The sequence below is a fragment of the Vitreimonas sp. genome, assembly GCF_035627415.1.
Classification (GTDB): Bacteria; Pseudomonadota; Alphaproteobacteria; order Caulobacterales; family Aquidulcibacteraceae; genus Vitreimonas.
In genome coordinates this window covers 28415-41481 of record NZ_DASPLU010000007.1, presented here as the reverse complement: position 1 = coordinate 41481, position 13067 = coordinate 28415, and the positions used below count along the sequence as shown (strand labels likewise).

Here is a 13067-nt window from a genome sequence, read left to right as displayed (position 1 = left end):
CGCATGATAACATTGTTATCAAATCCTTGACCAGCGCTTTCCGAACTGATAACGCGGTTATCAGTACCAACGGGAGCCTCTGATGGCGAAGCGCTCGCGCAAATGGAAATCGGCAAAGCCGATGAAGCTGGACGCCGCGCCGCTGCTGCTGACTGACGTTCTCGGCAGCGAATGGCAGGGCGGCGTTCTCATGCTGAACGTGCGTAGCGGCGACGTTCGCGGAACGCTTGCGCTCACGTCAGAAGCCAGCTTGCGCCTCCTGTCTGCCGCAGCCGCCGCCACGCGCGACAACGCCGCGCCGTTCAACCGGACGCGCGCCGCTCACCCCCTCACAAAGGAGAAAGCCAAGCCATGACGCAGCAAGAGCCGACGCGCGACACGTTCGCGCCCCCGCTCGATCTATCGACGCCGCACGCATGGCGGGTGCTGGGCCGCGCGCATCGCCGCGCCCATGCTGACGATCAGGGCGCGCTTGATGCCTTCGAGGCCGCAGAGCGGGCCGCTGACACGCCGGGCGCGCCCAACGTGAAGGCCGCCGACGAACGCCAGCGCGAAACGGCGGCGCAACGCAGGGGGCTCGTGCGGGCCGCATTGGCCGCGTCCGCGCCCGATCGGCCGGCGCTCGCGCTCAAGCTGGACATGATCTCAGACGAGGGCGGCTGGAACGATTTTGACGACGCCACATGGCCGCTTTTTGTCGCCGATCTGCGCCGCCTGTGCGGCCTTTCCCTGGAGCCCTCGCAATGACGAACACACAACGCCGCGCGCTCCTCAGCGCGATTATCGCCGCGCCGGTGGCTGGCGCCGCGATCGCAGCGCCGATCACAGGCGCGCCCGACTTGGCCGCGCTCGATACTGACGAATTGCTGCGCTACGGGGCGACGTTGAGCGCCGACACGGAATTTGCCGCCCTCTGTGCTGCAGCCCTTGAGGCACGCCGACGTTCTGACGCGGCCGCTGACGCGCACGCGGCCGCGGAGGATGCGGTTGATGCAGAGACGCCATCGTTTCCCAGTGAGCTGACTTGGCGTGAACGCCGCCGCGATCCTGAGACGGGCGAAACGACCATTTACACGCGGCGCGCGTGCACAAAGGTTATGGGCTCGCCCGGCGCCGGCATGCTCTGGAATCTCACGCACTGGCACAAGGACCGGCTAGGCATTTCCTTCACAGATGCACAAGCCCGACTCCGCGCGACCTATGCTGACTGGCGCGCGGGGTTCGAGGCGGCGCGGGCGCGGCATGACGTTGAAGCGCTTAACGCCGCGAGCATGACCGCCGGGCGGTCCGCCTGTCTCGCGCTCGACCGCGTTCTAAGTCACCCCACGCGCTCGCCGGCCGTCTTGCTGGTGCAGATGCATTTGCGCCGCGCCGATTTCCTGCCGGTCAGCGGGGAGGAGGACTGGGCCGATTTCGTCGCGCATGTTGAGCGGGTTTTGTGGCCTGTTCTGCATGCGTAGTTCGACAAAGTAACGGCGAGAGTTCACCTAGCGCAACGCGCGTATCAGGCGTCTAGCAATGTCAAGGCCAGAACTCCGAGCACTATCAAGAGGCAGCCTATGCTATTGGAATCCCCTGCCTCGGGGTTCCTTGATTGGTTGACCCACGCCCAGATGCCGCCAGCGATAAGAGCAATGCCAACTAGCGCTACACCGATAGTGTCTGACACTGTGCGCCTCCCTTCGGTGCGCGCCTTGTGCTTAGCAGACATGACGTTCCGCCTGAAGGGACTCTCCTGCGTGTGATGACGTACGCCCGCTTGCGGCGAGTTTAGACCATTGCTGCCGTCGCCGCCTTACTGACCGATCGCATCGACCGTGACGGCCACAGAAATCCTCACTACGGCCCCCAGGGCGTTCACCGGTTGCGTAGGTTGGCGCATCGCGCGCATCGGAAGCCGTGCTAAGCTCGGTTCCGCCGCAAGGCAGCGTGACCCGGGGACACAGCGCGCGCAGACCGAGCGTCCTGGTGCCGCTTCGACGGCGTGTCGAAAGATGGATGCGATTTTGCGCTGCTTCGGTTTTTCTGATGCACTTCGAGTGCGCCTACGCCCCATGAGGTCTCCGGGTCACGTCTAGAGTTGGAGGGACCCATGACCAGCTACTATGCCGGCCTAGACGTGGGAGACACAGAGACAGCCGTGTGCGTGACGGACGCCGCAGCAACGGTGCTCTTCGAAGGGAGATTACGGAGCGATGCCAAGACCGTCGCCAGTTGCCTCAGGCCTTACAAAAAAATGCTTCAGGGCGTCGGGATAGAGACCGGCGCCACGGCGTCTCGGCTCTACAAGCAACTCTGGCGTCAGCGTTACCCGATGATCTGCCTGGATGCGTTCCACGCGCACAGCGCTTTAAGAGCCCAGCGCAACAAGACAGACCGTGCAGATGCCAAAGGACTGGCGCTGCTGCTCTGCCGCGGCATGTATAGAGAGGCGCATGTAAAAAGTGACGAGGCTCTCGCTGTTCGCTTCCTCTTGAATGCGCGGGCAACATTGGTGCGTCGGTCCTTGGACATTCGGTTGACGATCTTGTCGGCTGCTAAGCTGTTTGGCTTCACGACCGACCTGAAGGGCAAGCGGGTGCAGAGAATCCAATGGAGCCGGCGCGCAAGGAGTGCGACCGCATCGGATGCCGCAAATGCGCTATTAAGGAGCGAGCACATGCTGGCCGCCGAGGTGAAGGCCATTGATGCCATGCTCGCGAAGATGGCGAGGTCCGATCCCGTTTGCCGGAGGCTAATGACGATGCCCGGTGTCGGCGTGCTGACGGCTCTGACATTCAAAGCCGCAATCGACGACCCGGCACGCTTCCAATCGTCGCGCACTGTGGGCGCTCATTTCGGCCTGACCACGCGGCGCCACCAGTCTGGCGCGATCGACATTGGTGGCCGCATCTCCAAACGAGGCGACAGCAGAGTTCGCCAAGCTCTATATCTCGCGGCTGCGGCCATGCTTGCGAAATCGAAGAAGGAGAGCCGCCTTCGTAACTGGGGTCTTGCCCTTCGAGAACGGCACGGCTTCAGGTTTGCGGCCGTCGCGTGCGCCCGCCGGATGGCGGTCATCCTGCATCGGATGTGGGTTACAGAGACAGACTTCGATCCCGCGCGCTAGGACCACTTGCACAGGGACGCGTCTGGCGCTCCGAGCCTTCTCGATTCGGGAGTTTGGCTCCCACTTTCTCGTCGCGCGGAAAACCTTAGTGAGGTCATCGCGTTGCGGGCTCGCGCTGGACTCGGACCCGCGGGGATGCAGTCTCTCGCCATGCCGAACCTGACCGTAATTGATGGCGGCCTGGCCAAATCCGGTCGCCCCCGGCGCAGCGTCCTTCCTGATTTACAGGACTTACGCCGAATGTTGCACAAGCCGTCAGTGCGCCGGCTGCACGTCGCCGGTCTCGACGTGGAGGTGCGCCGCGAGCCGTTCACATCGATCGATGGCGAGGAGCGCGATGGGGCGATTTATCGGCGCGAGACCTTGTGTGTGGTGTCGCGCGATGGCCGTTCGTTGAGCTGCGTCTCGTAGGGCTCTGGGAGCATCTGCCGCACGCCAGCCAGTATGTGGATCTGTTGGTCGCTAGACTGTTTCCTAAGCACAGCATACTAGTCGTGCAGGCAACGCCGCTGAATCCCCGTGATCCGAAGCGCATGGAGGAGTTGGGCCTGGACCGGAAGCAGGCCCTCCAGCGCGCCGCTTTGATGCGCATGTGCAGCCGCCATCTTGGCTTCAAACCGTTTCCTTCACCGAATGCGAGTGGCGACGGATGGATGTGGCGGTCCCGTCCTGATCTGGCGCGGATCATTTAGCCGCCGGCGGAGCCGCCGATATGCCCCAGCAAATGGATTGGGTTATGTGAGCGGCGCTACGCGGGGGCTCGTCACTTCTTCAATAAGAGCTGCTCGCAGAGGTCTTCAGTTGCCCGTCCGCGGAACGATTCGGTTGGCCGCCCAAGCACGCGGTTAAGGTCCGTCGCGCGATAGTAGCCATGGTCGCAATAGTAGCGATGCATGTCTTCGACCCACACGGGAATCCAGAAAGATTCCGTTTTGACGTCTGCAGCCACAGGCGACCCCACCGGTTCGTGCTTTCTCTTATTTTTGGGTGCTTCTGTCATGGCTGAACTCCATCGACAACTGCCGCGTCCCAGTTCTTGTGCCTTACCCAACGGAAGTTCCTATCCGAGCTGACAACCGCCAGCTCGATGGGACCCCCGCAAATTTGCGGCATATGTGAAAATTTCAGCCCCTTGATGGTGCTAAAAATACAGGAATGGACGAAATCCACGACGTCCCGAAGAGGGATAATCGGGTGCGCCAGCCGCTGCTGCGCCAGCACGGCATCAAGATCGGCGTCTGATCCAGTCCAATGGCCGGAGTGTAAGATCACGTTCCGGGTCTCGTCGTCCGCCCCGTAAAGCAGACGCCGGATCATGTTAGGCGCGCCCCAGAATTCGTATTCTAGCATCGCTATCGGGGATGCGGTTGGGCTCATGTTGAGAGGATCGAAATGCACGAAGCATGCCGCTGGCGTGCGGTCCGGAAGCACGTAACCCCCGATGCAAAAACCCGCCGTAAGGACGCGCATAAGATGCTGAAAATGCGCGTCTTCTTGCGGCGTTAGTTGACCCTTCACCGGGACCCCGCCCGTGCACGGCGGCCGCTTTGAGTAGGCAATACACGCGTCAAATGCAGGCTTCATGGCCGGCATAGCTGCATATTTTGCCCAGTGCGCGCCAAATATCTTGATCCACCTGGTCATCGCATCTGCGACGCTGGATGGCGGGTTGGTCGCTAGATCATCGGCTAGCCCAGCAATGATGGTTCTGTAGCTCACAGCGCCCAGGCTGCCGTGCCCCCAGGTCATGATCGCCAGCCTGCTATCTTGGCCGATCTCAAAGATTTTCTGAGCGTGGTTGAAGTAGTGAGGGCCGCCAGCGAGCCCATAAGACGATGTGCTGTCCGCGCCAAACACCACGCCTTCAGGCGACACGTAGCAGCAGGCGATGGTCATGGAGCCCTCAACCAGACCGGGAACTTTTTGCCTACCTGTTGTGAAGAGTCGGAGCAAGAGCGGTCAACCCGCCCGTTCTTTGGCGCGCGAGCAGCGTTCCTCGTGTTATTTGACGGGTTTGACGATTCACTAGCACCTTTCCGCCGCATGGGAGCAGCGAAATGGCTACGTCGGTGGACGAGTTCAAAGAGAAGGCTTTTCGGGTGGGCAGCGTTTTTACGCCCGGCTCCCCCATTAATGAGCGCGACCTATTCGCCGGCCGCTTGGATCAGCTCTCCAAAATCATCGATGCGGTTTCCCAGAAGGGTTACCACGTCGTACTGTATGGCGAGCGAGGGGTAGGAAAAACCTCGTTGGCGAACGTGTTGGCGTCTTTCCTTCGCGACCAAACGCCCAACGTGTTGTTGCCGCGAGTGAATTGTGACGCGTCCGATACCTTCCATTCCATGTGGTTGAAGGCGTTCAAGGATGTGTTTGTCACCAACTCCAAGGCGAGCCCTGGCTTCAATTCTCACGCCGTTACAGAGGCGAAGTCTCTCGCTGACGCAATGGGCGAGAAAATCGGACCCGATGATGTGCGGCGTGTTCTCGCGCAACTCTCTGCGGGCGCGCTCGTTATCTTCGTATTCGACGAATTCGACCGCGTGCAGAATGGAACAGCTCGAACGCTGATGTCGGACGCCATCAAGGCTCTTTCTGACTTCGGTGTCTCGGCGACCATCATGCTCGTTGGGGTGGCTGACTCTGTCGATGCTCTTGTGGTGGAGCATCGATCGATTGAACGCGCTCTCGTGCAAATTCCGATGCCACGCATGACTGAAGAAGAAATACGCCTCATCATTCGGAATGGGCTCGCGCGTCTGGAAATGAGCATCATAAGCGATGCAGAAACCCAGCTGGTTCGCTTTTCACAAGGGCTTCCGTACATCACACACTTGCTTTGTTTGCACACGGCGAGAGCCGCTCTCGCACGGCGGTCAGACGAAATCGATGGGAACGACGTACGGGAGGGCATCCAGGCCGCGCTCCATCAATGGCAGCAGTCGATCATCACAGCGTATTACGAGGCAACAAAGAGCCAGCAGCCCGGCAACATCTACCGAGAGGTACTATTGGCCTGCGCTTTCGCTCAGGTCGATGACCTTGGTTACTTCTCGGCTGCTGCTTTGCGGCAGCCCCTCAATGAAATAACGGGGCGCAGCTACGACATTCCGAACTTCGCACGGCACTTGAAGGAGCTTAGCCAATCGGGCCGCGGCGAAATGCTTCAACGGGTCGGCGCCGCCCGGAAGTTGCGCTATCGCTTCAAGAGCCCGCTAATGCGTCCGTTTATCATCATGAAGGGAGTAACCGACGGTCTAGTTACGCCTGAGCAAGTTACGGAATTGAGTGATGGATAAGGCTGCGTCTTGCGCTTTGCGAGGTTCGTTCGGTGATCTGAGGCGCTAGCGTCTCTCATCGTGTCTAGTGCCGTCCCCGCTTGCCCATCCGCCCAGGCGGTTCGCCCCGGACGCTCACGAAGTCCGCTGAGCCGCAGCGGCTGCACCGCGCCCGGATTTGATCAAGGCGCATCTGGCCGCCCCAGCGCCTAAGCGCTTCCTCGATGCTCACCTTGCCGACGTGATCGCAGACGCCCGGGCGCACACAGTAGAAGGCAATGCGCAGGCTGCCTTGTTCGTAGGCCTGTTTCAGACTTACCACCGCGGGCGCTCCGTTCTGAAGCGACCCCATGCGCCGGCCGATGTAGGAACGGCGACGACGCGTGCTAGGTTCTATCCCCATGAACGAGCACCGCAGCACGGCCGCTGAACCGATCCAGCCGTTTCTCTGGCATCTCGGCTCCGACGACGGCGGCGAGACCTGGCGCCGGCTCAAGCCGGGCGAGCGCGCTCGACTCTACTGGAGCAAGCTTGGGCCCCCGGAGCATTACTCGCAGTCTGAGCGCGAGGAATGGAAGTCTCCCGAGACGCTCGAGGAGGCGATCGCGGAAGCGAAGCGGTCGGTACAAACTTCCCCCTAAGGGCGGCCCATGCGAAGCTCCCGCGCGTGCGAAGGAGGGCTGAATGGGCGGCTGGGATAACGCGCCTGAGTACGGCGGCGGCTTGCCAAAATGGCTGACGGCGATCGCCATCATTGTCACGGTGCTTATGTGCGTCGGCGCGGCCTGGCTCGCCTATTCGAACGCGGCGGCCCAAAGCACGACCGTCGCGGGGGTCGCCTCGGTCATTGACGGCGACACGATCGAGATTCACGGCCAGCGCATTAGGCTCTCGGGATTTGACAGCCCGGAGCGTGGCGCGCGCTGCGGTGAAGTGAACGTCTATCAGCGCTCCGCCCTGGCGCTCTCGGATTTCCTCGCGCAGCGCACCGTCAGCTGCACGATCAGTGACACGGACCGCTACGGCCGCGGCGTCGGCCGCTGCAGCGTCAGCGGTGTTGATCTGGGGGAGCACATGGTGGCGCAGGGCTGGGCGCGTGATTGGCCGCGTTACAGCGGCGGCGCCTATGCAGATGAGGAGGCCGCAGCCCGCCGCGATGTTCGCGGCATCTGGGGCATGACGTGCGCGGATGATTTGTGGCGCTCGCAGTTACTCGCGCTGAGGGAGGCGGCGATGAGTCAACCGCCGGTCCGCATCGTCATACTGATGGAAGACGGGCGCTCGAGCGGGAGATGGTCTGCCGGTTCACCCTGACCTCCTGGACTTCATACTGATCTGCGACTCCCGTCAGCAACTAGAAGCCGACCTCCCTGCAGCACTGGAAGCGCACTGCGGCGCGCCCATCGCCTACGTGTTTCTTCGGCCTAACGCCTTGAGTTAGGGCCGGCCTATCGTTCTTGATCGAGGTGCTGTTCAACGTAGTGCTGCACATCCGGCCTAGCGCGCCACATCACCTCCGGCCTGGCCTCGCGAACAACGAAAGGCGTGAAGCCCAACGTGCGCTGATAAAATCGCATCTGCGCGCGTTGGCGCCATTCGAACGCGCCCAGACCTTCAACGGTTGTGTCTCTCGGGTTGAGCAAATCGCCTACGTGCTCAAAACCCGCGGGGTGAGCGACAAGCACTGCCAACCCGTACGCCGGCGTCAACTTCTGCAGCAGCGTATCGAGAAGGGCGCCTTGATCGAGCCGCGTCCGACATGCCGGCGCAATCCAAACACCGCTGAGCAATACAATTGAGCCCCAGTCGGCCGCGCTCGCGAACGAGCCGCCGAACGCCTCGCGCATCGCTTCGACTGCATCAGCCGCCTGGCCGCTTAGTCCGTCAGCCTCATACCAAAGCTCCTGCCAGTAGGTGTCGGGATCTGGGTCGAACTCTTCGAGCTGAAGCATGGCGATCCGCTCGGCGCCGTCGAAGAGCCAGCCGGCCATTTCACGGTGGCGAACAACACCGCCGTCCCGGCCCCCGCTCATTCGCTCCCAGCGCGATCGACGAAACCGGGTAAGGCCCTCTGGCGTCTCAATCCGCAGGGGATAGCGACACCGGCAAGACAATTCGTGCTGAACGTTACGAGGCAGGGCGGCGCGCATGCGCTGGACTGAACGCCCGTCTCGCTCCTGGCGCCACTTACGGCAGTGTCACCAGTTGGTCTCCCTTGCGTGACGAGCGGCGCAATCGTTTGTTTACGCAGACCGCGCAATATGGGCGCGTTTCCTCAGCGCGCCCCTCAGCCCCGCTGGCCAAGCCGCGGGGCGCTTTGCGTCTCTATCGACATTGCGCGCCGCGGTCTGCACGCAACACGGCTGCATCTTGGCCGCACGAAGTAGCGCCACCGTGCAGCGGCGAGCGATCAGCACGCTCCATACCCTTTCGGTACTTTCTGCAGTTTCTGCAGTTTCTGCGCGAGGCACGTTCGCGCCCTCAGCGCGCATCGGCGGACTTTCTGCACTTATTGCAGTTTTGTCGGGGCGCTACTTTCTGCGCAAAGCGCCCTCAGCGCCCAAATCGACGCGCTAGCCGCGTGGGCTGATTGCTAGAGGGGTGGAAATAAGCGACTCTTTTGTCATGAGAAACCGCATTTACTCGCACACCTGGGCGGACGTGGCCTTTCTCGATGCGGACCATATCGCACGATGGGGGGCGTTCGACGGCTACCGCGGCCCGGTGGCGTTCGAAGGGCTCAACCCGCGCAAGGCTGATCTGGAGCACGACAAGGCGAGCGATGCGCTGCGGGTGTTCTACACCTGCGACGGCGAGCGCGTGCTGCGCGAGGCGATCAAGCTCGAGCGCGATCCCTGCCGCTATGGCGGCGAGCGTGTTTGCTTTCGCGCGCCATGCTGCGGCCGGCGCACGCGCAAGCTGGCTTTTCTAGAGCAGGGCGTTCGCTGTGCGCGCTGTGGTTCGATCACTACGGCGCCGCGGAGAGGCGGCAAGATAGAGCGGGCGATCATCAAGGCTGAGACGTTGGCGCGCCGGCTCGGCTGCGCTCACTGGCGCGGGCCGATTACGAGGCGCCCGCCATACATGAAGCGCGCGACGTTCGATCGGCTGGCGGATGCGCACGCTGCAGCGGTGGCGCGGGCGGACCTGGCTATCGCCCCGCAGATGGAGAAGGCGGCGGCGCGAGGGCCGGCGGCTCAGCTCAACGTTCTGCTGCGGGCGGGGCTCTAAACAGAACGAGATATGGCGCGTGATGGCCGGGGGAATTTCAACCGACTCGGCCTAGCCTGATGTCATGTCCAGTGTGGCAAGCTCAGGCCTCGTCCGGTTCACGCGCGACCTGTATTTGGCGACAATCCCGCAGCTCGCGGCAACCGGCACGCAGTTAGGCGGCTGGGTTGTTGTCGGCAACGGATTGGCGCTGCTGGCGGCGTTCAACGCGATTCTTGCGGGGACGCAGTGCGATGCAGGAGATCTAATGCAGGCACTGCGTTACTTCGGGGGTGGACTCGCAGCAGGATTTGTGGGGGCTGTTGTCGCGTTCCTCACGAGCATGCACATCAGCGGGCTCTTAGGCCAGACTGCGAACCTTTTGAGCCTTGCTGAGATGAACGAGATCAATCTTGTGTCGCTGGAGGCTCGCATGGGTCCCCAGCCCGAAGGCAATGTACTTCAGACCGGCATCGACGACGCGATGCGGAAGGCCGGCGAGCTTCAGTCGAAGCTCGCCGGCGCACGCCCATACGCGCTTGCGGCATATGGCTTCTACACACTTTCAGTGGCGCTATTCGCGCTCGGCGCAGCGGCGCCCGCATTGAGTGTGGAAGCACTGCAGCTGTGCGCCGGCTCGGCGAGCTGACACGGTGCTCGCACATAGAGCCGAGGTGTGACCCCGGGTATACCAGTCTCGGGCAGGGTGACACGCCGTTGGTATGTGCAACGGTAGGAGTGGCGAATTTCGGTAGGTGTTGCGCCAAGAAAAGGCAAGCGATCACACGCACTTAGCGCGAAAGAGAATGGCTCCTCGGGTAGGATTCGAACCTACGACCAACCGGTTAACAGCCGGTTGCTCTACCACTGAGCTACCGAGGAACAATTCGCGGACACCGAAGCGCCAGCGGCGGGCTTCCTATCAAGTTCGGCGCCAGGGGAAAAGCCCTGGATGTTGTTCAAGTGTGGGGCGATGTGTGCGGCGCCCCAACGAAAACGAGGGCCCCTTGCGGGGCCCTCGAAGGCGTTGGGTATGGTGGGGTGTCTCCAAGGGAAGACAAGGTGAAGATCGCACTAACCGGTAAATGCCGGGTTAACGCGCAAGATTGGCTTCACCGAAGTTGCCAAACCCTTGAAATCTAGCGCTATTGCATTTTCTCCGCGCCGCTTTGGCCGCCTTTGCCTTGCTTGCCGCCGCCGGTGCGGGTGGTCTCTTCGCTCGACTGCACACGCAGATTGTTCTGCACGTGCTTCACACCGGAGCAGGATTCGACCAGATCTTCGGCGCGGCGCTTTTCGTCGCGTGAGTCGACGGCGCCGGTGAGGGTCACTTCGCCATTTGCGACCTTCACTTCGATCTCGCTCGCGTCGAGTTCGTTGTCATCCGTCAGCCGATCGTTGATGTCGTCGCGGATGCGGTCATCGGAGCGGGTGTAGTTTTTCGGGCCGCGGCCGCGGAAGCGGCCCTGCAGGCTGCCTTGGCCGAACGCCGACTGGCCGTAGCCGCCTTGGCCATACTGACCGGACATGCCGCCCTGGCTGTACGAGCCGGTCATGCCGGACTGACCCGACGAGCTCAAGCCGCCTTGGCCATAGCCTTGGCCGGTCTGGCCGTAGCCTTGGCCGTACTGGCCGCCGCTGAAGCTCGATTGGCCGTAGCCGCCTTGGCCGTATTGGCCCGAGCCCCACTGGCCGCCCGTGCCTGTCGGCGACTGGCTGCTGCGACCGTAGTTCTGGCCGCCCTGCGCGCCCCAGCCTTGACCGCCGCCTTGGCCGTAGCGCTGGCCCCACTCATCGGACGAACCGTATGATTGGCCGCTGCCGGACTGGCCGAACTGGCCGCCCGATTGGCCATACTGGCCACTCAAGCCGTATTGGCTGCCGGACTGTCCGTACTGGCCGCCTTGGCCGCCGTACTGGCTGCCGTACTGACCGCGATTCTGATCGTACTGGCTGGTCGAGCCGTAGCCGCCGGTTTGGCCGTAACCGCCTTGACCGTAACCGCTCTGGCCATAGCCGCCCTGACCATATTGCCCGCCGGTCGTGCCGCCGTAGCCGCCGCCGAACTGCTCGCGGCCGTAGCTGCCCTGACCGTAGGACGCGCCGCCTTGCTCGAAGCCTTGGCCGCCTTGGCCGTAGCGCATCTGATCGCGTCCGCCGCGGCCGAAGTCACGCTCCCATTCGTCGCGATCGCGATAGCCGCCGCCATAGGTTTGGCCGCTCATGCCTTGGCCGTAGCCGCCGCCATACCCGCCGAAGCCGCGACGCTCGTCTTCGTCACGCGAGAAGCGATAGTCGTCTTCATCGTAGTCTTCACGCCCGCGGGCCATGCCGCCGCGCCCGCGTTCGCCCATATCGATGTCGCGCCAGCGGCCGCGCCCCTGCCGTCCGCCGTTGCGACCATAGGATTCTTGCCCGGAATATCGTTCCGCCATCGTTCATCTCCTCGCGAAAAGACCTCCCGCCTCTCTGAGCGGAACGCGAGGGTTAAGACGCCGTTCCAGGGCGGCTACGGTAGCAGGGAGTGAAATTTCGGAAGTGTGGAGGCCTCGCCCGGAATCGAACCGGGGTGCACGGATTTGCAGTCCGCTGCGTCACCACTCCGCCACGAGGCCTTAGCCGCCGCATATGGGTGCGCCGGGGCCGTTGTCCTAAGCGTGAGCGCAGCTCACGGTCAAGCGCTTGCCGCGCCGCGTCAAAGCGGCCCGCTTGCAGCGGGCGGCGGGGCGGCTTAACCGGAGCGCGGAAAGTTGGGAGCGCCGAGGCATGGATCTGGCTCAATCGCGCGAAATCATGGTGGAGAGCCAAGTCCGCACCGCGGACGTGACCGACACCCGCATCCTGCGCGCCATGCGCCACCTGCCGCGCGAGCGTTTCGCGCCGGCGCAAAAGCGGGCGATCGCCTACGCCGATCTTGAGATCGAAGTCGGCGACGGCCGCTTCCTTATGCGGCCGCGCGATCTGGCCAAGCTGATCCAAGCGATCGGGCCGCAACCGGGCGAGCGCGGCTTGGAGATTGCGGGCGCAACTGGCTACGGCGCGGCGGTGCTCGCGGCCTGCTGCAGGGAAGTGATTTCGCAGGAGCCGGACGGCGACCTCTCGTTCGCCGCGCACGCGGCGCTCGAGTCCGCCGGCGTCGTCAATGTGAAAACCGTGTCAACGGCCGTCGTCGACGGTTGGAAAGACGAGGCCCCTTACGATGTCATCCTGCTGAACGGCTCGGCGGAGTTTGTGCCGGACGCTTGGCTGAAGCAGCTCGCGCCGGGCGGACGTCTCGGCGTCATCCTTCGCCAAGGTCCGGTGGGCGCGGCCCGCATCTATACGCGATCGGAAGACACGATCGCGTTCCGGATTGCGTTCGACGCGTTCCCGCCGCTGGCGCCCGGCCTGGCGAAGCCGCGCGGATTCTCGTTCTGAAGCGGCATTGCGCATACGGAACGATGCGCCATTCGTCTTTATTAACGTTCCTTTAT

The 13067-nt window shown here is 62.9% G+C and carries 15 protein-coding genes and 2 tRNA genes; 11 read left to right on the top strand and 6 right to left on the bottom strand.

Features of this window, described 5'->3' with window-relative positions; translation table 11 throughout:
- Window positions 1-82 precede the first annotated feature (82 nt).
- From VEA80_RS04815 to VEA80_RS04795, 5 genes are all read left to right on the top strand, one after another.
- The gene (locus VEA80_RS04815; RefSeq protein WP_325059563.1) at window positions 83-355 is read left to right on the top strand and encodes a hypothetical protein; all 273 of its coding nucleotides are present in this window, start codon (window positions 83-85) and stop codon (window positions 353-355) included.
- Window positions 352-747: a hypothetical protein gene (locus tag VEA80_RS04810; RefSeq protein WP_325059562.1), complete on the top strand. Its 396-nt coding sequence runs from the start codon at window positions 352-354 to the stop codon at window positions 745-747. The genes VEA80_RS04815 and VEA80_RS04810 overlap by 4 nt, the downstream gene beginning before the upstream one ends.
- A gap of 92 nt (window positions 748-839) precedes the next feature.
- Window positions 840-1460 (top strand): hypothetical protein, encoded by a 621-nt coding sequence (locus tag VEA80_RS04805; protein ID WP_325059561.1) that lies wholly within the window; start codon window positions 840-842, stop codon window positions 1458-1460.
- Between the two features lie 632 nt (window positions 1461-2092).
- Window positions 2093-3109, top strand: a complete 1017-nt coding sequence (locus VEA80_RS04800; protein ID WP_325059560.1) for an IS110 family transposase — start codon at window positions 2093-2095, stop codon at window positions 3107-3109.
- A 240-nt stretch (window positions 3110-3349) separates the two neighbouring features.
- The gene (locus VEA80_RS04795; RefSeq protein WP_325059559.1) at window positions 3350-3520 is read left to right on the top strand and encodes a hypothetical protein; all 171 of its coding nucleotides are present in this window, start codon (window positions 3350-3352) and stop codon (window positions 3518-3520) included.
- A gap of 352 nt (window positions 3521-3872) precedes the next feature.
- Here VEA80_RS04795 and VEA80_RS04790 read toward each other — a convergent pair whose 3' ends face one another.
- Window positions 3873-4109, bottom strand: coding sequence for a hypothetical protein (locus tag VEA80_RS04790; RefSeq protein WP_325059558.1), 237 nt, complete (start codon window positions 4107-4109; stop codon window positions 3873-3875).
- On the bottom strand, window positions 4106-5005 hold the full coding sequence (locus VEA80_RS04785; protein WP_325059557.1) for a hypothetical protein: 900 nt from the start codon (window positions 5003-5005) through the stop codon (window positions 4106-4108). Before VEA80_RS04785 ends, VEA80_RS04790 begins: the two co-directional genes overlap by 4 nt.
- Window positions 5006-5166: 161 nt before the next feature.
- Between VEA80_RS04785 and VEA80_RS04780 the strand changes: the two genes are divergently transcribed.
- The 3 genes from VEA80_RS04780 to VEA80_RS04770 all read left to right on the top strand — a co-directional run bounded on the left by VEA80_RS04780 (window position 5167) and on the right by VEA80_RS04770 (window position 7698).
- The gene (locus VEA80_RS04780; RefSeq protein ID WP_325059556.1) at window positions 5167-6405 is read left to right on the top strand and encodes an ATP-binding protein; all 1239 of its coding nucleotides are present in this window, start codon (window positions 5167-5169) and stop codon (window positions 6403-6405) included.
- A gap of 380 nt (window positions 6406-6785) precedes the next feature.
- Window positions 6786-7025, top strand: coding sequence for a hypothetical protein (locus VEA80_RS04775; RefSeq protein ID WP_325059555.1), 240 nt, complete (start codon window positions 6786-6788; stop codon window positions 7023-7025).
- A gap of 43 nt (window positions 7026-7068) precedes the next feature.
- Window positions 7069-7698, top strand: coding sequence for a thermonuclease family protein (locus tag VEA80_RS04770; RefSeq protein WP_325059554.1), 630 nt, complete (start codon window positions 7069-7071; stop codon window positions 7696-7698).
- 134 nt (window positions 7699-7832) lie between these two features.
- Here VEA80_RS04770 and VEA80_RS04765 read toward each other — a convergent pair whose 3' ends face one another.
- Complete coding sequence (locus VEA80_RS04765) at window positions 7833-8534, bottom strand: hypothetical protein (protein ID WP_325059553.1); 702 nt, start codon at window positions 8532-8534, stop codon at window positions 7833-7835.
- 475 nt (window positions 8535-9009) lie between these two features.
- On the opposite strand from VEA80_RS04765, the gene VEA80_RS04760 reads away from it, so the two are divergent.
- Together VEA80_RS04760 and VEA80_RS04755 are read left to right on the top strand one after the other, a co-directional pair.
- A complete protein-coding gene (locus VEA80_RS04760; RefSeq protein WP_325059552.1) occupies window positions 9010-9615 on the top strand; it encodes a hypothetical protein in 606 nt (201 codons plus the stop codon).
- 64 nt (window positions 9616-9679) lie between these two features.
- Window positions 9680-10243, top strand: a complete 564-nt coding sequence (locus tag VEA80_RS04755) for a hypothetical protein (protein ID WP_325059551.1) — start codon at window positions 9680-9682, stop codon at window positions 10241-10243.
- A 158-nt stretch (window positions 10244-10401) separates the two neighbouring features.
- On the opposite strand, the gene VEA80_RS04750 is transcribed toward VEA80_RS04755, so the two are convergent.
- The 3 genes from VEA80_RS04750 to VEA80_RS04740 all read right to left on the bottom strand — a co-directional run bounded on the left by VEA80_RS04750 (window position 10402) and on the right by VEA80_RS04740 (window position 12209).
- Window positions 10402-10476 (bottom strand) — tRNA-Asn (locus tag VEA80_RS04750).
- A gap of 263 nt (window positions 10477-10739) precedes the next feature.
- Window positions 10740-12029, bottom strand: a complete 1290-nt coding sequence (locus VEA80_RS04745) for a BON domain-containing protein (RefSeq protein WP_325059550.1) — start codon at window positions 12027-12029, stop codon at window positions 10740-10742.
- Window positions 12030-12135: 106 nt separating this feature from the next.
- Window positions 12136-12209: transfer RNA gene (locus VEA80_RS04740), tRNA-Cys, on the bottom strand.
- Between the two features lie 151 nt (window positions 12210-12360).
- On the opposite strand from VEA80_RS04740, the gene VEA80_RS04735 reads away from it, so the two are divergent.
- Window positions 12361-13011, top strand: coding sequence for a protein-L-isoaspartate O-methyltransferase (locus VEA80_RS04735; protein WP_325059549.1), 651 nt, complete (start codon window positions 12361-12363; stop codon window positions 13009-13011).
- The last annotated feature ends 56 nt before the right edge of the window (window positions 13012-13067 follow it).

What these genes read in the sequence shown, in the direction of transcription:
- VEA80_RS04815 (WP_325059563.1), top strand. Translation starts at nt 83, where the DNA reads ATGGCGAAGCGCTCGCGCAAATGGAAATCGGCAAAGCCGATGAAGCTG.
- VEA80_RS04810 (WP_325059562.1), top strand. Translation starts at nt 352, where the DNA reads ATGACGCAGCAAGAGCCGACGCGCGACACGTTCGCGCCCCCGCTCGAT.
- VEA80_RS04800 (WP_325059560.1), top strand. Translation starts at nt 2,093, where the DNA reads ATGACCAGCTACTATGCCGGCCTAGACGTGGGAGACACAGAGACAGCC.
- VEA80_RS04795 (WP_325059559.1), top strand. Translation starts at nt 3,350, where the DNA reads ATGTTGCACAAGCCGTCAGTGCGCCGGCTGCACGTCGCCGGTCTCGAC.
- VEA80_RS04790 (WP_325059558.1), bottom strand. Translation starts at nt 4,109, where the DNA reads ATGACAGAAGCACCCAAAAATAAGAGAAAGCACGAACCGGTGGGGTCG.
- VEA80_RS04785 (WP_325059557.1), bottom strand. Translation starts at nt 5,005, where the DNA reads ATGACCATCGCCTGCTGCTACGTGTCGCCTGAAGGCGTGGTGTTTGGC.
- VEA80_RS04780 (WP_325059556.1), top strand. Translation starts at nt 5,167, where the DNA reads ATGGCTACGTCGGTGGACGAGTTCAAAGAGAAGGCTTTTCGGGTGGGC.
- VEA80_RS04775 (WP_325059555.1), top strand. Translation starts at nt 6,786, where the DNA reads ATGAACGAGCACCGCAGCACGGCCGCTGAACCGATCCAGCCGTTTCTC.
- VEA80_RS04770 (WP_325059554.1), top strand. Translation starts at nt 7,069, where the DNA reads ATGGGCGGCTGGGATAACGCGCCTGAGTACGGCGGCGGCTTGCCAAAA.
- VEA80_RS04765 (WP_325059553.1), bottom strand. Translation starts at nt 8,534, where the DNA reads ATGCGCGCCGCCCTGCCTCGTAACGTTCAGCACGAATTGTCTTGCCGG.
- VEA80_RS04760 (WP_325059552.1), top strand. Translation starts at nt 9,010, where the DNA reads ATGAGAAACCGCATTTACTCGCACACCTGGGCGGACGTGGCCTTTCTC.
- VEA80_RS04755 (WP_325059551.1), top strand. Translation starts at nt 9,680, where the DNA reads ATGTCCAGTGTGGCAAGCTCAGGCCTCGTCCGGTTCACGCGCGACCTG.
- VEA80_RS04745 (WP_325059550.1), bottom strand. Translation starts at nt 12,029, where the DNA reads ATGGCGGAACGATATTCCGGGCAAGAATCCTATGGTCGCAACGGCGGA.
- VEA80_RS04735 (WP_325059549.1), top strand. Translation starts at nt 12,361, where the DNA reads ATGGATCTGGCTCAATCGCGCGAAATCATGGTGGAGAGCCAAGTCCGC.